This is a genomic window from Streptomyces sp. NPDC088400 (assembly GCF_044753355.1).
Classification (GTDB): Bacteria; Actinomycetota; Actinomycetes; order Streptomycetales; family Streptomycetaceae; genus Streptomyces.
On sequence record NZ_JBIVMZ010000009.1, the window covers coordinates 85,625 to 102,896 of the forward strand.

General features: G+C 68.9%; 14 protein-coding genes and 1 tRNA gene. 9 read left to right on the plus strand and 6 right to left on the minus strand.

Going from position 1 to position 17,272, the window contains the following annotated elements:
- The first annotated feature begins 22 nt into the window (after nt 1–22).
- The 5 genes from ACIQD6_RS22925 (at nt 23) to mycP (ACIQD6_RS22945) (ending at nt 6,426) form a co-directional block, all read left to right on the plus strand.
- Entirely contained in the window at nt 23–1,561 is a 1,539-nt protein-coding gene (locus ACIQD6_RS22925) for a hypothetical protein (RefSeq protein ID WP_401885087.1), read from the plus strand.
- A gap of 32 nt (nt 1,562–1,593) precedes the next feature.
- Entirely contained in the window at nt 1,594–2,964 is a 1,371-nt protein-coding gene (gene mycP, locus ACIQD6_RS22930) for a type VII secretion-associated serine protease mycosin (protein ID WP_401885090.1), read from the plus strand.
- A gap of 290 nt (nt 2,965–3,254) precedes the next feature.
- Entirely contained in the window at nt 3,255–3,743 is a 489-nt protein-coding gene (locus tag ACIQD6_RS22935) for a hypothetical protein (protein ID WP_401885093.1), read from the plus strand.
- Between the two features lie 44 nt (nt 3,744–3,787).
- Nucleotides 3,788–5,143: a hypothetical protein gene (locus ACIQD6_RS22940; protein ID WP_401885094.1), complete on the plus strand. Its 1,356-nt coding sequence runs from the start codon at nt 3,788–3,790 to the stop codon at nt 5,141–5,143.
- Between the two features lie 164 nt (nt 5,144–5,307).
- Nucleotides 5,308–6,426 carry a type VII secretion-associated serine protease mycosin gene (gene mycP, locus ACIQD6_RS22945; protein ID WP_401885095.1) on the plus strand — a complete coding sequence of 373 codons (1,119 nt, stop codon included), beginning with the start codon at nt 5,308–5,310 and terminating at the stop codon, nt 6,424–6,426.
- Nucleotides 6,427–6,632: 206 nt separating this feature from the next.
- Here mycP (ACIQD6_RS22945) and ACIQD6_RS22950 read toward each other — a convergent pair.
- A tRNA-Cys gene (locus ACIQD6_RS22950) sits at nt 6,633–6,704 on the minus strand.
- Nucleotides 6,705–6,983: 279 nt separating this feature from the next.
- Here ACIQD6_RS22950 and ACIQD6_RS22955 point away from each other — a divergent pair.
- From ACIQD6_RS22955 to ACIQD6_RS22970, 4 genes are all read left to right on the plus strand, one after another.
- A complete protein-coding gene (locus tag ACIQD6_RS22955; protein WP_401885097.1) occupies nt 6,984–8,519 on the plus strand; it encodes an MFS transporter in 1,536 nt (511 codons plus the stop codon).
- A gap of 162 nt (nt 8,520–8,681) precedes the next feature.
- The gene (locus ACIQD6_RS22960; protein WP_401885099.1) at nt 8,682–10,472 is read left to right on the plus strand and encodes a DEAD/DEAH box helicase; all 1,791 of its coding nucleotides are present in this window, start codon (nt 8,682–8,684) and stop codon (nt 10,470–10,472) included.
- Nucleotides 10,473–10,999: 527 nt separating this feature from the next.
- Nucleotides 11,000–11,641: an IclR family transcriptional regulator gene (locus tag ACIQD6_RS22965; protein WP_401885101.1), complete on the plus strand. Its 642-nt coding sequence runs from the start codon at nt 11,000–11,002 to the stop codon at nt 11,639–11,641.
- Between the two features lie 124 nt (nt 11,642–11,765).
- On the plus strand, nt 11,766–12,554 hold the full coding sequence (locus ACIQD6_RS22970; protein WP_401885102.1) for a S16 family serine protease: 789 nt from the start codon (nt 11,766–11,768) through the stop codon (nt 12,552–12,554).
- 77 nt (nt 12,555–12,631) lie between these two features.
- On the opposite strand, the gene ACIQD6_RS22975 is transcribed toward ACIQD6_RS22970, so the two are convergent.
- From ACIQD6_RS22975 to ACIQD6_RS22995, 5 genes are all read right to left on the minus strand, one after another.
- Complete coding sequence (locus tag ACIQD6_RS22975; RefSeq protein ID WP_401885105.1) at nt 12,632–13,735, minus strand: glycine betaine ABC transporter substrate-binding protein; 1,104 nt, start codon at nt 13,733–13,735, stop codon at nt 12,632–12,634.
- Complete coding sequence (locus ACIQD6_RS22980) at nt 13,735–14,592, minus strand: ABC transporter permease (protein ID WP_401885107.1); 858 nt, start codon at nt 14,590–14,592, stop codon at nt 13,735–13,737. Before ACIQD6_RS22980 ends, ACIQD6_RS22975 begins: the two co-directional genes overlap by 1 nt.
- Nucleotides 14,589–15,863: a betaine/proline/choline family ABC transporter ATP-binding protein gene (locus ACIQD6_RS22985; protein WP_401885562.1), complete on the minus strand. Its 1,275-nt coding sequence runs from the start codon at nt 15,861–15,863 to the stop codon at nt 14,589–14,591. The genes ACIQD6_RS22980 and ACIQD6_RS22985 overlap by 4 nt, the downstream gene beginning before the upstream one ends.
- A 64-nt stretch (nt 15,864–15,927) precedes the next feature.
- Nucleotides 15,928–16,575 (minus strand): ABC transporter permease, encoded by a 648-nt coding sequence (locus ACIQD6_RS22990; protein WP_401885110.1) that lies wholly within the window; start codon nt 16,573–16,575, stop codon nt 15,928–15,930.
- Nucleotides 16,576–16,649: 74 nt separating this feature from the next.
- On the minus strand, nt 16,650–17,138 hold the full coding sequence (locus ACIQD6_RS22995; RefSeq protein ID WP_401885112.1) for an Lrp/AsnC family transcriptional regulator: 489 nt from the start codon (nt 17,136–17,138) through the stop codon (nt 16,650–16,652).
- Nucleotides 17,139–17,272 lie beyond the last annotated feature (134 nt).

Below are 17,272 nucleotides of genomic sequence, written 5' to 3' on the forward strand. Positions count from 1 at the left end.
GCAGTGGGAGTGGGGATGAGACATGGCTGACCAGCCGAAGTCGAGCCACAAGACACCGGGACTCGAGCAGACCGACTTCGAGTCCAAGACCCATCAGGAACTGCTGGACATGCTCGACGGAGCCAGCAGCGAGTCGGCTTCGAGGCTTGCGAAAAAGCTGTCCGATGCCTCGTCGAAGATCGATGAGATCGGTATGGGCCTCAAGGGGCACGCGACCCGCGTCGTGTGGGACGGGGAGGGCGGCGAGGCATTCCGTAACTGGTGTCACCAGGCGGCCATGGCCACCCTCGAACTCGCCAAGTACAGCAAGCAGGCCTCTTCGTCGCTGGCCGAGGTGGCCACCGCCATCGCCTATGCCAAGGACGGCGGCGTCCCGGGGAGGCCGACAGCGCTCGAAACGCAGGCCAAGGAAGCGCGAAGCACTCTGAAGGCCGCCCAGAACGATCCGGGCGCTCCCAAGGACCTGTCCAAGTACCGCAACCAAGAGAGCACCGCTCTGGCGGGGATGGAGTCCGCCCGACTCGAAGCGGCCGACCAGATGAGACGGCTGGCGCAGACGTACACCGGCTCGGGCGACCAGATCATGTCTTTGCAGCCGCCGATGTTTCCGCCGCCGCCGGGGCAGTTCATGCCGCCGCCCGCACGGTCGCTGAGCAACTCGAGCCGACGGGGCGGTGGTTCGGTCACCGAAGGCGGAAGCAGCGGTGAGTCGTCGGCCCATTCGTACTCGTCTTCGGCGTCGGATTCGTCTTCGTCGATCCAGAATGGTTCCCTGCCGTTGGAGAGCGTTTCGCGGGTGACGCCGCCCTCCACGGTGGTGCCGGACCGTCCGGTCGACATGGAGATCGACGGAGCGACGACGCTGCCTCAGACGCCCACTTCACAGTCTCCGATACAGAGCACTGCGCCGGTAGGCGGCAAGCCTGACGGACTCGGTTCTCCGCCGCTGCCCGGCGTGATCCCGCCCGCGTTCGGCGGGGGCGTCACTCCGCCGAATTCCGGCCCGACCGGCGGACGAACGGGTACCGGCATCCGTGGTCCGTTGCTGCCTGGGCAGGGTTCCGCAAGCACCGTTCCGCCAGGGCGGATGCCGCAGCAGAACGGCATCGTGGGCGGTCGGCCCGTTCCGCAGAACTCGGGCCGTCCGACCGGCGGAATCCCTCGCGGCACGGTCATCGGGGGAGAGACAGGCCAAGGCCGTGGCTACGGCCAGGGCCGAGCAGGCATGGGCATGCCCCACGGCCCCGGCGCGGGGATCGGCCAGGGAGGAATGGCCGCGGGACGTCGGCTCGCCTCGGAGTCCGGGGGCGTTGTCGGGGGCAAGCCTCGCCAGCAGGGAGCCTCGGGGAAGCCCTTCACCCCGGGAGGGTCCGGTCTCGTTCGTAAGGCACCGGCAGATGGTGACACCCGTAATGGGCGTTCCGGCGCGATTCCGCCCGGCCCACGTCGCCCCCGATCTCGTGAGGAACGGGAGAACGGCGAGCGTCCGGACTATCTGGTCGAGGACGAAGAGACCTGGCAGCAAGGCAGCCGCCGCATTGTTCCGCCCGTCATCGACTAATGACCCTGCACGCATTCGGCAAGAGGAATCAGATGCACACCAGCAGCCGTCGAGCAGTGAGGAATGCGCGGGCGGTGTCCGCAGTCCTGGGGACGCTGCTGGTGGGCATTGCCGCAACACCGGCCCACGCCGAGACGATTCGCGAGGAGCAATGGCATCTCGATGCCATGAAAGCCGATGAGATGTGGCGTACGAGCACGGGTAAGGGCGTCACCGTCGCGGTCATCGACACGGGCGTGGACAAGAGCCTGCCGGATCTGGCGGGGCAGGTCCTGCCCGGACTCAACCTCTCGAAGGAACCGGGCGATGAGTACTCGGATTACGAGGGACATGGCTCGCAGATGGCCGTCCTGGTCGCGGGAACAGGCAAGCGGCCTGGCGGGCAGGGGGCATTTGGCCTCGCACCTGGGGCGAAGATTCTCCCTATCAGGTTGCCCAAGGTGAACGAAGGGACGAAGCTGGCGATCAATGTCCCTTTGTGGACAGAGTCGCTCAGCAGGGCGATCCGGCACGCGGCCGATAAAAACGCAAAGGTCATCAACATCTCGCAGGGATCAACAGAGACAGCGGAAAATGTCACCGAGGCTGTCAAGTACGCCCATGACAAGGGCTCGCTGGTCTTCTCCGCAGTCGGTAACGAAGGTGACAAGGGGAACCCACCTATGTACCCGGCAGCGACGCCGGGCGTTGTGGGTGTGTCGGCAATCGACAGGAATGCCGAGGTGACGGCGGAGTCGCAGCACGGCCCGCAGGTAGACCTCACCGCCCCCGGAATGGACATGGTTTCGGCATGTCCCGGCGGTACGCAGATATGTGACAGCCACGGTACGAGCGATGCCAGTGCGCTCGCCTCCGCCAGCGCCGCGCTGATCTGGTCCAAAAACCCGAAGTGGACCAACAACCAGGTGCTCCGCGTCCTGATCAACACGGCAGGCAAGGCGAAAAGCGGTAAGGCTCGTACCGACCTAGGAGGATACGGCGCCGTCCGCCCTCGTATCGCTCTCAAGACCCCGGGCGACCCCGGCCCGGCCGGCGAGTACCCGCTGCCCGACCTGGCTGCGGCGGAACCCTCGGCGTCGCCTTCGTCCGAGGGCTCCGAGGCCGCCACGGGCGGTACCGAGAGCAACAAGAAGGACGACGACAAGCAGTCCGGGGCGGTCGCCGCGTCGGACGACGGCGGTAACACGGGCCTCTGGATCGGTCTCGGTATCGGCGCCGCAGTGCTTCTCGGCGCGGCCATCGCAGTACCGGTCATCCGCTCCCGCCGCCGCGCGACCGCCCTTCCCCAGCCGCCGGTTCCGGCCTTCGCCCCGGCTCCGCCGTACCAGCAGCAGCCGCCATACCCGCCGCAGAACCCGCCCTACAACCCCCAGCAGTCCGGCCCGGGGCGACACGATGTATGAGGTTCCCGGGGTGTAGCCGTTGACCGCATCATCCTGCCGGGCCGGTTGCGCCGTTGCTGGCGGGAGGGCCGCTCGCCGGCACGAGCTCCGTTACCTGGCCCAGTGCCACCTTGCGATCTGGTCTCAGTCGGCTGCCGCCCCAATTAGCGCTGGTGTCGTCCCTGTTGCACATGCAAGCCTAGTGTGTGGAGTGTCGGTGGCGCTGGCTAGAGTAATGACCGAGGTTGTTGGAGAACACGGGGGAGGCATCTGTGCTGAGCGCGGACGGTGGTGGAGCGGGGCCAACACCCTTGACCGACGAGGAAGCCCTGCGCAGGGTCAACCCTGTGCTGGCCTCCACGCTTTACGACCCGCAGTCGATGATCAAGTTCAAGGCGCGCATCGATCAGCTGATCATCAATCTCAACGGTTCGCCCGCCGGCCCGAAGAAGGTCGGCGCCGAACCCCTGGGACGGGCGCAGTTCGGCGGGGGCGATGGCGCGTGGGCAGAGGCTGCCGGTCTGTCCACCGCGTACGAGACGGTCATCGATCAGCTGAAGCAGTTGTCGAAGCTGCTGGCGGATTCACTTGAGGGCATGGGCATCGCGGTGGTCGCTTCCAAGGATGGCTTCGAGGGGCTGGACGACGACATCCGCAGGCGGATGCGCGCCATCTACGCGAGCGCGGAGAAGCACTACGACCCGCGTCGCGATCCGACAGCCCAGCACCCGGAGTCGGGCAAGGAAGGCAAGGAACCGAAGCCCGAAAGCAGCGAGACGAGCGCTGAAGGCATCAGGTAGCGACGTGGTGGTCTGAGGACTACGGGCGACGAACGGGGAACCGAATGGGTGGCAAGGACCAGGGCGGGGGCGGAGCGACGCCCTTCGAGAGCATGTCCCACAAGCAGATGCTGGCATGGCTGGACCAGGCGGAGAGCGGAGCGGTGCAGGCGGCGGCCGACAGCCTCGCCGCAGCGGCGGGGGAGATCCGCTCCATCGCGCAGGAGCTCAAGTTCCGCCCGGAGCGCGTGGAATGGAAGGGCGAGGGCAACCGGGCGTTTGTCGAGTGGGGCTCGAGTTTGTCCGGTGCGACCTTCCGGTTGGCCGATTACAGCGACGAAGCCTCGAAGTGGCTGGGGCGGGCCTCTGAAGCGATCACCGAGGCGCAGAGCGCCATCCCGCGAGAAAAGGGCCCGATCGCCACTGCTGTGACGCCCGCGTCGCCGCTGGAGCCGCTCCCCGAGATGAACCGCCTGGAGGCGGCGGCCCAGATGCGGAGGCTGGCTCAGTCGTACCAGCAGTCGCAGACGCAGATGGCGAAGCTGGAGCTGCCGACGTTCCAGCCGCCACCGACCGAGTTCGTCCCGAGCGGAAAGCAGCAGGACGACGCTTTCCAGGATTTGGCCCGCACCGGTGATGGGGCTAGTGGGACCGACTCCAGAAGCGACGATCAGGCTCACGGGATGAGCGGCGGAGGCGTGGCTGATCGGTCCATGGCTTCCACGGCCTACGTGGATGGGGCGTCCTCCAAGGCGATACGGCCGGAACCGACGTCGACAACCGAGATTGCCGGCGTCGATACGCAGCAGCCGCCGACCACTCCTTCCGTGACGCCCAACAGCCCAGCAGTTGTCGGAAGGAATGACGGTCCAGGGGGCACCTGGCCGGGAATGATTCCACCATCTCTTGGAGGAGGTGGCACGTCGCCGGGCCCGTTCGGCGAAGGGCGGTCCGGCGCTGGCGCGCGTCAGCCGTTGTTGCCTGGGCGGGCCGGCGGAGTTGCTAGCGGCTCCGCTGGGCGCCTGCCGAGCGAGGGAATCGTTGGTGGCCGTCCTGTCCAGGCCGGCCCAGGCCGACCTGGCGCCTTGCCGAGGGGAACGGTGATCGGCGGGGAGAGCGGGATACACGGTCGCCCACCGATGGCGCACGGCGCGGGCGGTGGCATGGGCGGAGTTGGACAGAGCGGTATGACCGGGGGGCGTCGGTTCACGGGGGAGCCCGGTGGCATCGTCGGGGGGCGTGCGCGGCAGCCTGGAACCAGCGGTGGTCGTGCCTTCACTCCTGGAGGTTCGGGCCTGGTGCGTCGTGGCACCTCCGGGGAGGGTAACGAGGCGAAGGGTGAGCGGCCGGATTACCTCGTCGAAGACGAGGAAACCTGGCAGCAAAACCGCCGACGCATCGTGCCCCCGGTAATCGATTGATCGTGTAAGGAAGCGGCGTGGGAAAACGGATGGATAGGAGTAGCCCCGGGATGGGCCGAGGCCGGACAACTGTCTTGGCAGTATTGGGTCTGGCGCTGGCGGGCAGTGGGGCGACGCCTGCCTACGCGGATTCCATCCGCTCTCAGCAGTGGTATCTGGATGCCATGGGTGCCGAGGAGATCTGGCAGCTCAGTACGGGCAAGGGTGTGACTGTCGCAGTGATCGACAGTGGGGTGGCTAATACAAACCCCGACCTTCTGGGCCAGGTTCTGAGAGGAAAGGACTTGGCCCCGGCTGAGGACGGCGACGAGCACTCTGACTACAGCGGGCACGGTACGGGCATGGCCGGGCTCATCGCCGGAACGGGCAAGAGTGGTGGGGGAGACGGCGCGTTCGGCCTCGCGCCAGGAGCCAAGATTCTCCCGATCCGGGTGCGGGACTCTGGTTGGGGCGCCAACAAGGACTCAGAGGTCAAGGAGTTCAATGAGTCGACGCCTGTGGCTATCCGATATGCAGCTGACGAGGGAGCCAAAGTCATTAATATCTCCCTCGGCGTACGCAAGGGATCGAAAAGACTGACGGACGCGGTCAAGTACGCTGTCGAAAAGGGATCTCTGGTCTTCGCCGCGACTGGAAATAACGCTGAATCCGGGAATCTGGAGGGATTCCCGGCCAGTACCCCAGGTGTCATTGGTGTCGGAGCTATCGACAAACAACTTAAGAGGACCAATGTGTCCCGATACGGGCCAGAGGTAGACATATCGGCGCCCGGCGAAGAGATGGTCCACGCCTGTGGGGGAAAGACAGGCCTGTGCAAGACCAGTGGCACCAGTGACGCCACCGCCATCGCGTCAGCGACCGCCGCACTGGTCTGGTCCAAGCATCCGAAGTGGACCAACAATCAAGTCCTCCGCGTCATGCTCAACACCATCGGTAAGCCTACGAGCGGCGAGAAGCGCAATGACTCCATCGGCTACGGCGCCGTACGTCCGCTCCGCGCGCTGAAGACCCCGGGTGACCCGGGTCCCGCCGATGAGTTTCCGCTGCCCGACCTCGCTGCCGCCGCCTCACCGTCGCCTTCTCCCGAGGGGGCACAGGGCGCAGGCGGCGCCGGGAGTGACAAGGATGGCAGGGGCGACGCGAAGCAGCCTGCAGAGGCCACCGTGTCCGAGGAGAGCGGTAATAGCGGTCTTTGGATCGGCGTGGGAATCGGTGCGGCCTTGCTCGTCGGCGGTGCGGTCGCGGTGGTGCTGGTCCGTTCTCGGCGCGGTGTTGCCCCATAGCCGGCTTCGTCAGTCGGCTTCGTCGATTTTCGTGTAGTCCCAAGCAGCTTCTGTCTTCGCCCTGATCCGTTCTGCAACTCACGCAGCAGTCGGCCCAGGACCAGCCCCGTCGCGGCTCACCGGGCTCGTACGCGAAATGCGGCCGTCCCCGGGTTTGCGGGGGCGGCCGCATTCGGCTCTCCAGTGAGGGCCATGGCGGGCCGTCGAGGCCGTGGCGGGAATCGAACCCACGTAACTCGCTTTGCAGGCGAGCCCCTAAACCACTCGGGCACACGGCCTTGTCTTTCGCTGTTATCGACCGTAAGCGGAAGGGTGCGCGCAGCTCAAGACTCTCGCTCGGGCTGCAATGCGACTGCCACATTCCGTTCATGGTCCGGGAGCCGCCACCGGTCAAGGGGCCGGGGCCCGTCACAGCCGGGAACGTTCCGGGCCCGTCACCGCCGGGGCCGTCTCCGCCGGGAACGTTCCGCGTCGGCCCTGGGCGTACGACCAAGGGACCAGTGCCGTTCCGCCTCGCGACAGGGCCCAACCGGGTGTTTGTTCCTTACGCTGAGTCCATGACCGCCCTGGAGCCAGGCGACGCGGACGTCGCTCCCGCCGACACGTTCGACACGTCTGATGCGTCAGCCGACGCACCGATACCCGCTGAGGCCGTCGGCCGGGGCGGCGTGCTGGATCCCGAACATCGGGCTCTCAGCATCGGCATCGTCTCCGTCGTCCTGCTCATCGCCTTCGAGGCGATGGCCGTCGGCACCGCCATGCCGGTGGCCGCGCGGGAGTTGGACGGCATCCCGCTGTACGCGTTCGCCTTCTCGTCGTACTTCACCACCAGCCTGTTCGCCATGGTGCTCGCCGGCCAGTGGGCCGACCGCAGCGGGCCGCTCGCGCCGCTCGCCACCGGGATCAGCGCCTTCGGCGCCGGGCTGCTGCTCGCCGGTACCGCCGGCACGATGTGGCTGTTCATCCTCGGCCGCGCCGTCCAGGGGCTCGGCGGCGGGCTGGTCATCGTCGCGCTGTACGTCGTCGTCAGCCGCGCCTATGCGGAGAAGCTGCGGCCCGCGATCATGGCCGCGTTCGCCGCGAGCTGGGTGGTCCCCTCCGTGGTCGGACCGCTCGCCGCCGGCACCGTCACCGAACAGCTGGGCTGGCGCTGGGTCTTCATCGGCATCCCCGTCCTCGTGGTCCCGCCGCTGGCGCTCGCGCTGCCCGCGATCCGGCGGACGGCGTCCGGCCCGGCCGACCCCTCGGCGGCTCCCGCCACCTTCGACCGGCGCAGGATCCGGCTCGCCCTCGGGATCTCGGTGGGTGCGGGGCTGCTCCAGTACGCGGGCCAGGACCTGCGCCCGCTCTCGCTCCTCCCGGCCGTGGCGGGCGCCGCCCTGCTCGTACCGGCCGTCCTCGGGCTGCTGCCCGGCGGCACCTGGCGGGCGGCCCGCGGGCTGCCATCCGTGGTGCTGCTGCGCGGGGTCGCCGCCGGGTCCTTCGTCGCGGCCGAGAGCTTCGTCCCGCTGATGCTCGTCACCGAGCGCGGACTGTCCCCCACCATGGCCGGGCTCTCGCTCGCGGTCGGCGGCGCGACCTGGGCGCTCGGCTCGTACATACAGTCCCGTCCGCGCGCGGAGCCGTACCGCGAGCGGCTGATGGCGGGCGGGATGGTGCTGGTCGCCCTGGCCATCGCGACCGTGCCGAGCGTGCTGATCGCGTCCGTACCGGTATGGATCGTCGGCATCGCCTGGGGCGTCGGCTGCCTCGGCATGGGCGCGGTGATCGCCTCGACGAGCGTGCTGCTGCTCAAGCTCTCGGCACCCCAGGAGGCGGGCACGAACTCGGCCGCGCTCCAGATCTCCGACGGGCTCTCGAACGTACTGCTCCTGGCGGCGGGCGGCGCCGCCTTCGCGGCCCTGGGCGGCGGCGCGATGAGCGGCCACGCGGCCACGGCCACCACGGAGGCGGCGGGGGCCGCGGCCGTCGCCACAGGTTCGCACCCGGCGGCCTTCGCGGCGGTGTTCCTGCCGATGGCGGTGGTGGCGCTGGTGGGGGTGTGGGTGGCGACGCGGGTACGGGTACCGGGGCGAGGAGAAGCGGTGACGTAGCGGTGGCGTATCCGCGTGTGGCCCCCGTCGCACCTTCCCGCCCGGAGCCCCCTTCGTGGGAGGAAGCCCCCGCGCCACCGGTAGGGTGGCCCGGTTGTTATACGCACCCCCGCCCGTGCCTCGCCCGTAGCCCCGTCAGCCCGAGCGCCCGAACCGGAGACCGTGACTACTACAGCCTCCTCCTCCCACCATCTCTCACCCGCCTTCCCCGGCCGCGCCCCCTGGGGCACCGCCAACAAGCTGCGTGCCTGGCAGGAGAGTGCCCTCGGCCGCTATCTCGAGGTGCAGCCCCGTGACTTCCTCGCCGTCGCGACCCCCGGCGCCGGAAAGACGACCTTCGCGCTGACGCTCGCCTCCTGGCTGCTGCACCACCATGTCGTCCAGCAGGTGACCGTCGTCGCGCCGACCGAGCACCTCAAGAAGCAGTGGGCGGAGGCCGCCGCGCGGATCGGCATCAAGCTCGACCCGGACTACAGCGCGGGGCCGGTGAGCAAGGAGTACCACGGCGTCGCCGTCACCTACGCCGGTGTCGGCGTGCGGCCCATGCTGCACCGCAACCGCTGCGAGCAGCGCAAGACGCTGGTCATCCTGGACGAGATCCACCACGCGGGCGACTCCAAGTCCTGGGGCGAGGCCTGCCTGGAGGCGTTCGAACCCGCCACCCGGCGACTCGCGCTGACCGGTACGCCGTTCCGGTCCGACACCAACCCGATCCCCTTCGTGGCGTACGAGGAAGGCAACGACGGCATCCGCCGCTCGGCCGCCGACTACACCTACGGATACGGGAACGCCCTCGGCGACGGCGTCGTCCGGCCCGTCATCTTCCTCAGCTACAGCGGCAACATGCGCTGGCGCACCAAGGCGGGGGACGAGATCGAGGCCCGGCTCGGCGAGCCCATGACCAAGGACGCCGTCTCGCAGGCCTGGCGCACCGCGCTCGACCCACGTGGCGACTGGATGCCGAACGTGCTGCGCGCCGCCGACCAGCGGCTCACCGAGGTGCGCAAGGGCATCCCGGACGCGGGCGGTCTGGTCATCGCGAGCGACCAGGACTCGGCGCGCGCGTACGCCAAGCTCATCCGCGAGATCACCGGCTCGAAGGCGACCGTCGTCCTGTCCGACGACGGCGGCGCGTCGAAGCGGATCGACGACTTCACCGACAGCGACGACCGCTGGATGGTCGCGGTCCGCATGGTGTCGGAAGGCGTCGACGTGCCGCGCCTCGCCGTCGGCGTGTACGCCACGACCATCTCGACCCCGCTGTTCTTCGCGCAGGCCGTGGGCCGTTTCGTACGGTCCCGGCGCCGCGGCGAGACCGCCTCCGTCTTCCTGCCCACCATCCCCGGCCTGCTCGGCTTCGCCAGCGAGATGGAGGTCGAGCGCGACCATGTGCTCGACAAGCCGAAGAAGGACGGCGACGAGGACCCGTACGCCGAGTCCGAGAAGGAGATGGCGGAGGCCGAGAAGGAACAGGACGAGGACACCGGGGAGCAGGACACGCTGCCCTTCGAGGCCCTGGAGTCCGACGCCGTCTTCGACCGGGTGCTGTACGACGGCGCCGAGTTCGGCATGCAGGCGCACCCGGGCAGCGAGGAGGAGCGGGACTACCTCGGCATCCCCGGGCTGCTGGAACCCGACCAGGTGCAGATGCTGCTCCAGAAGCGGCAGGCCCGGCAGATCGCGCACAGCCGCAAGAAGCCGGACGAGGAGGCCGACCTGCTGGAGCTGCCGGCCGAGCGGCGTCCGGTGGTCTCCCACAAGGAACTGCTGGCGCTGCGCAAGCAGCTCAACACGATGGTCGGCGCGTACGTCCACCAGAGCGGCAAGCCGCACGGGGTGGTCCACACGGAGCTGCGCCGGGTGTGCGGCGGGCCGCCGAGCGCCGAGGCGACGGCCGGGCAGATCCGGGAGCGGATCGCGAAGGTGCAGGAGTGGGCCACCCGGATGCGGTGACGCCGATGTCGTATGCCCGGTCAACCGTGTGGGGGAGGCTCGGGCCCTCGGTCGTCGTCCCCCCGCCCCGTTGGCCCGCGCCCCTGGGTCCCCCCGTACCCGGACGCACGGAAACCGCTTGCGGTGAAGCCGTAGAGATATGCGTGAGGCACCGTGGCAATTCTCGTACGGGGTGACCGCTCCGGGCATCCAGCAGCGGCCGTCACCGCTCCCCGCGGCCACTCCACATGCCGTATTGATCCCTAATTGATCATCCGGGATCTGTGTTCTGTCGTATTTTGCCCTCGAATTTACGGCGAATGGAGATCAACTCTCCCTGCCTGACCGGATTCTGGACGAGGACTTCCGCTGAGCGGTGTCCCTGGTTACTGTCCCCGCACGAAACGCAACCATTCCGCGGCAGCGCCGCCGCGGAGCCGGCCGGTGTGCCATGGCCCGCCGACGGACTCTCCGTGTGCAACCGATGGGACCGGTGCCGCAGGTTTCGTGAGAGAGCCGTCGCCACTCACTCCGAAGGAGAGGGCGTCGTGACCGCGGAGACCTCCCAGACGCTCGACAGGGGACTGCGTGTCCTCAAACTGCTCGCCGACACCGATCACGGTCTGACCGTCACGGAGCTGTCCAACAAACTCGGTGTCAACAGAACCGTCGTCTACCGGCTGCTCGCGACCCTCGAACAGCACGCCCTGGTCCGCCGCGACCTGGGCGGCCGCGCCAGGGTCGGCCTCGGCGTGCTGCGCCTGGGCCGCCAGGTGCATCCGCTGGTACGGGAAGCGGCCCTGCCTGCCCTGCGTTCGCTCGCCGAGGACATAGGAGCCACCGCGCACCTGACCCTCGTCGACGGAGCGGAGGCCCTGGCCGTCGCCGTCGTCGAGCCGACCTGGACCGATTACCACGTCGCCTACCGGGCCGGATTCCGCCATCCGCTCGACCGGGGCGCCGCAGGCCGGGCCATCCTCGCCGCCCGCCAGACCGTTCTCACCGAGCCGCGCTGCACCCTCACCCACGGTGAGCTGGAGGCCGGCGCCAGCGGTGCGGCCGCCGCGCTGGTCGGGGTGACCGGCATAGAGGGCAGCGTGGGGGTGGTGATGCTCGCGGACTGCGTACCGGAACGGGTGGGGCCGCGCGTCGTGGACGCGGCCCGGGAAGTGGCGGACGCGCTGCGCTGAGCGGGCCCTGTCCGGCCGGTCCTCCGCCACACGTTCGCAGTACTTTCACAGCGCCGGTGCCCACCGCCCGTGCCCGGGCGGAGCCCCGGACCGGGCATTCCGTCCGGAAGATAGATTGACACCCGTGTTCTCTCGCCTCTCGCGCCCCAGCGTCCTCGCCCTCTGTGCCGTCCCGATCGTCGTGCTGTTCGTCGTCGTCGGTGTCGCGCCGCTGCCGTACGCCGTGGCGCAGCCCGGGTCGACCGTGAACGTGCTCGGCAACCACCAGGACCGGCCGGTCATCACCGTGAAGAAGGCGCCCACCCGGGCGGCCAAGGGCCAGCTCCGGATGACGACGATCGTGGCGACCGGCCCGGCCACCGACGTCGACTTCGGCGATGTGGTCGAGGGCTGGTTCCGTACGGACCGGGCGGTGCTGCCGCGCGAGGCGGTCTATCCGTCGGGCGACTCCGACAAGGAGATCGAGAAGCGCAACGTCCACGACATGGTCGAGTCGCAGGATTCCGCGACCCAGGCGGCCCTCGGCTATCTGGACAAGGATCCGAAGTCGGTCGACGTCACCCTCCGGCTCGCCGATATCGGCGGGCCCAGCGCCGGGCTGCTCTTCGCCCTCGGCATTGTCGACAAGCTCGACGGCGACGGCTCGGGCGGCGATCTGACCGGCGGCCGCACCATCGCGGGTACGGGCACGATCACCGGCGACGGCAAGGTCGGCCCGGTCGGCGGGGTCTCCCTCAAGACGCAGGCGGCGGGGCGCGACGGGGCGACCGTCTTCCTCGTACCGCAGGCGGAGTGCGCGGACGCGAAGTCCGAGCTTCCCGAGGGGATGCGGCTCGTTCCCGTCACCACGCTGAAGGGCGCGGTGTCCTCGCTCCGGGCGCTGGAAAAGGGCGGCAAGGTCCCCAGCTGCTGAAGCTGCTGAAGCTGCTGACGGCGGCTGTACGGAACGGTGCCGGGCCCCAGCACCTCTGACCCACTGGTCCGTCCAGCTCACCCCTTCCTGATGAACCCCTCCCTGATCAGCCAGTCCTTCGCCACGAGGTGCGGATCCTCACCCGCCACATCCACCTTGGCGTTCAACTCCCGCGCCACCGCCGTGTTCAGCCGCTTCGACAGCGGGTCCAGCAGCTTCGCGATGACCGGGTACTTCTTGTACGTCGGCGTGTGCAGCGCGGGAGCCGCGTCGTAGATGGGGAAGAAGTGCCGGTCGTCCTTGAGGGTGTCCAGGTGCAGTGCCTTGATCCGGCCGTCGGTGGTGAACACCTCGCCCAGCAGGCAGGAACCGCCCTTCGACACCTGGGTGTAGATGATCCCGGCGTCCATCTTCTTGATGTTGGCGGCGGGCAGGCGCATGCCGTACGCCTTCTGCATTCCGGGCAGACCGTCGTCGCGCGAGGCGAACTCGTTCTCCACGCAGATCGTCACCGCCGACGGGTTCCGCTTCGCCAGGGCGGCCACGTCCGAGAGCGTCCTGAGCCGGTATTTCCTGTTGTTGGCACGGTTGATCCCGAGGGCGTAGGTGTTGTTGAGGGTGGACTTGGGCAGCCAGGTCACCCCGTTGGGACGGTCCGCGTCCCGTACCGCCGCCCACTGCTTCTCTCCGTTGACGATCGGCTTCTGGTGCCCCAGATAGGTGATCCAGGCCGTGCCGGTGTACTCGTACATCGCGTCCGCGTCGCCCTTGATGATCGCCTCGCGCGCGCTGATCGAGCCGGGCAGGTTCGTACGGTCGAGCACCTCGGCGCCCGCCGCCTTGAAGATCAGGCCGATCATCTCGCCGAGGATGATGTTCTCGCTGAAGTTCTTCGAAGTGACGGTCAGCGAGGCGCCCTTCAGCGGCTGTCCCACGCCCAGTCGGCCGGGCACCACGTCGTCCACCATCGGGGAGCCGCTCTTCAGGCCGCAGCCGGCGAGCCCCGCGCAGGCCAGCAGCAGGGCCGCCGCCCCGGCCAGGACCGTGCGTCGGTACGTTCCCGTGCGTCGGTAGGGTCCCGTGTGCCCGTACGGCGGTCCCGTGCGTCGGTACGGTCCCGTGCGTCCGTACGGCGGCTCCGCGCGTTCGTACGGTCCCGTGCCGCGCGCCCCTGACCGCATCAGCCCTCCTCCAACCCGCGCGGAGTCAGGAACAGTTCGACCAGCGAGGCCAGCCAGTCCACCACCAGGGCCAGGCACACGGTCAGCACCGAGCCGATGATCAGGACCGGCATCCGCTGTGTCTGGATGCCCGAGGTGATCAGGTCACCGAGCCCGCCGCCCCCGCCGAAGGTCGCGAGCGTCGCCGTACCGACATTCAGCACCAGGGCCGTCCGTACCCCCGCCAGGATCAGCGGTACGGCCAGCGGCAGTTCGACCTTGGACAGCGTCCCCGCCGCCGACATGCCGATGCCCCGGGAGGCCTCCACCAGCTCCGGGTCGATGGCCCGCAGCCCGGCCACCGTATTGGAGAGCACGGGCAGTACGGCGTAGATCACCATGCCCGTGATCGCCGTCGAGGGGCCGATCCCCAGCCAGATCACGAGCAGCGCCAGCAGCCCGATCGCGGGCGCGGCCTGCCCGACGTTGGCCAGCGCGGTGAACGGCGGCGCGGCCCTGCTCAGCCCCCGCCGGGTCAGCGCGACGCCCAGCGGGAGCGCGATGATCAGCACCCAGAAGGTGGAGATCGCGGTGAGCTGGATGTGCTGCCACAGGCGCAGTTGCACATTGCCGCCCGACAGGGAGTTCCGGGCGATCGCGTCCAGCTGGATGTTGGTGATCCACAGGTATGTCGCCAGCAGGATGAGGGTGACGACGATCGGCAGGGTGACCAGCTTCTGCCAGGTGATGCGGCGCTTCGGCGCGGCGGGCGGCGGCGCGGGTTCCTCCTCCTCGTCCCGGAAGGCCAGGCCCTTGACGTCGTGCTCGCCCGGCGGCCGGTCGCCCGGCGAACCCTCGTGCCGCGTCGGGGAGTTCATGCGTCCGCACCGCCGCCCTCCTGGGGCCGTCCCTCCGGGTGCTCGACTCGCTCGCCGCGCTCCGCGTACTCGGAGTGTTCCGCCAGACGCTGGTCCGCCTGCTCGTGCTGGTGCTCGAAGGCGGTGAGCCGGTCGGCCTCCAGCATCTCGTGCACGGAGTTCATCAGGGTCTCCATGTCGACCACCCCGATGTACTCACCACGCCGCCCGGTCACCGCGACCCGCCCACCGCTGTCGGTGAGGACCGCCTCCAGCGCGTCGCGCAGCGTCGCGTCCCTGGTCACCGTGTCGTGCACCAGCTGGCCCGCCCGCGCGAGCGAGCCCTTGGCGCGCATCAGATCGCCGCGCCGCAGCCACTTGTACGGGCGGTTCCTGCGGTCCAGCAGCAGCAGTTCGTTGTGCGATCCCGCGCGCAGCTTGTTGAAGATCGACTGGAGTGGGTCGTCGACGGTCACGGTCGGGAAGTCGGCCATCTCGACCTCCCGTACGCGCGTCAGATTGAGCCGCTTCAGGGCCGCGCCCGCGCCCACGAAGCCCGAGACGAAGTCGTCGGCCGGATTGGTGAGGATCGCCTCCGGGGTGTCGAACTGCGCGATGTGCGACTGCTCCCGGAGGACCGCGATCCGGTCGCCGAGCTTGATCGCCTCGTCGAAGTCATGGGTGACGAACACGATCGTCTTGTGCAACTCGTACTGGAGCCGGATCAGTTCGTCCTGGAGGTGGTCGCGGGTGATCGGGTCGACCGCGCCGAACGGCTCGTCCATCAGCAGCACCGGCGGATCGGCGGCGAGCGCCCGCGCCACCCCGACCCGCTGCTGCTGGCCGCCCGAGAGCTGGCGCGGATAGCGGCCGTGGAACTCGCGCGGGTCGAGCCCGACCAGATCGAGCATCTCCTCGACCCGGTCCTTCACCCTCGACCTGGACCAGCCGACCATCTTCGGGACGAGAGCGATGTTCTCGGCGACCGTCATGTGCGGGAAGAGGCCGGAGGACTGGATCGCGTAACCGACTTTGCGGCGCAGCCTGACGGGATCGATGCCGGTGACGTCCTCGTCGCCGATCCTGATCCGTCCGGAGGTCGGCTCGATCAGCCGGTTGATCATCTTGAGGGTGGTCGACTTGCCGCAGCCGGACGGCCCCACCAGGATCACCGTCTCACCGGGCTTGATCTCCAGGAAGATGTTGTCCACGGCGGGTTGGGGGTTGCCGGGATACTGCTTGGTGAGCCCCTCCAGCTCGATGCCGGCCCCGGAGGCGGAAACTGGGGACACCCTGGTGCCGGAAGCCCCGGAGGAATCGTGGACGCCGGACGCGTCGGCCGCGGGCGAGACCGGCTCAGGCACGGATCCCCCTCGGGATGGTCAGCCTGCCGAGCAGGACGTACGCCGCGTCGAAGAGCAGGGCCAGGATGACGATGCCGATCGTGCCCGCGAGCACCTGGTTGAGCGCGTTGGCGCTGCCCAGTGAGGCGATCCCGCGGAAGATCTCGTTGCCGAGGCCCGGCCCGGAGGCGTACGCGGCGATCGCGGCGATCCCCATCAGCATCTGGGTGGAGACCCTGATCCCGGTGAGGATCGGCGGCCAGGCGAGCGGCAGTTCCACCCGCAGCATCCGGGCCGTCCGCGACATCCCGATCCCCTTCGCGGCGTCCACCAGGGCCGGGTCCACCCCGCGCAGTCCGACCACGGCGTTACGGACGATGGGGAGCAGCCCGTACAGCGTCAGCGTGATCACCGTCGGCGCCACGCCCAGCCCGACCAGCGGGATCAGCAGGCCGATCGCGGCCAGCGAGGGGATCGTCAGCAGGGAGGCCGTGGAGAGGATCGCCAGATTCCCCGCCCACGGGCTGCGATAGGTGAGGACCCCGATGACGATGCCCAGCGCGGTGGCGATCACCATGCACTGGAAGACCGCGCTGACGTGCTGGAGCGCGTCGGTGAGCAACTGCTGGTGCTGATCGGACAGATAGGTCAAGAAGCTCACGCGTGCTCCCCTCGTACGTATCGGTTCGTACGTATCGGTCCTCCGCGACCGTGACCCTGTACGTCTCGGTCCCGTCAGTCCTGGCCGGAGTCCGCGGCGGCCTGTTCCACCAGCGGGATGATCCGCAGCGGTACGGGGTTCTCCATGACGATCGCCGTGGAGGCCCGGACAATGCCATCAAATCCGACAACCAGGTCGATCACCCGCTGGAGATCGGCGTTGGAGCGGGCCACGAGACGGCAGAGCATGTCGCCCTGACCGGTGGTGGTGTGCAGTTCGAGCATCTCGGGGACGGTGGTCAAATGGGCCCGTACGTCCGCTCCTTGCCCCTGCTTGATCTCCAGCGTGGCGAACGCCGTGACCGGATAGCCCAGGGCGGCCGGATCGACGGCCGGGCCGAATCCCCGGATGACTCCATTCGACTGAAGCCGGTCGAGCCGTGCCTGGACGGTTCCGCGCGCCACCCCGAGCCGGCGCGATGCCTCCAGCACCCCGATCCGGGGCTCCCGCGCCAGCAGCACGATGAGCCTGCCGTCGAGTCCGTCGATTCCGTCCGTGTTCATGTCTCGTCCCCTCATCCGGTTCTCCGTCGCGTCGTCCAGCCGGGCAAGCCGCGTCGTCCAGCCGGGCCGTTCCATGGTCATCCTGTGCAGATCGCCCCGTCATTCTCGCGTTGTGCTGTACAGAATGACCAGTG

What these genes read in the sequence shown, in the direction of transcription:
- ACIQD6_RS22995 (WP_401885112.1), bottom strand. Translation starts at nt 17,138, where the DNA reads ATGAACACGGACGGAATCGACGGACTCGACGGCAGGCTCATCGTGCTG.
- mycP (WP_401885090.1), top strand. Translation starts at nt 1,594, where the DNA reads ATGCACACCAGCAGCCGTCGAGCAGTGAGGAATGCGCGGGCGGTGTCC.
- ACIQD6_RS22940 (WP_401885094.1), top strand. Translation starts at nt 3,788, where the DNA reads ATGGGTGGCAAGGACCAGGGCGGGGGCGGAGCGACGCCCTTCGAGAGC.
- ACIQD6_RS22980 (WP_401885107.1), bottom strand. Translation starts at nt 14,592, where the DNA reads ATGAACTCCCCGACGCGGCACGAGGGTTCGCCGGGCGACCGGCCGCCG.
- ACIQD6_RS22925 (WP_401885087.1), top strand. Translation starts at nt 23, where the DNA reads ATGGCTGACCAGCCGAAGTCGAGCCACAAGACACCGGGACTCGAGCAG.
- ACIQD6_RS22955 (WP_401885097.1), top strand. Translation starts at nt 6,984, where the DNA reads ATGACCGCCCTGGAGCCAGGCGACGCGGACGTCGCTCCCGCCGACACG.
- ACIQD6_RS22975 (WP_401885105.1), bottom strand. Translation starts at nt 13,735, where the DNA reads ATGCGGTCAGGGGCGCGCGGCACGGGACCGTACGAACGCGCGGAGCCG.
- mycP (WP_401885095.1), top strand. Translation starts at nt 5,308, where the DNA reads ATGGGTGCCGAGGAGATCTGGCAGCTCAGTACGGGCAAGGGTGTGACT.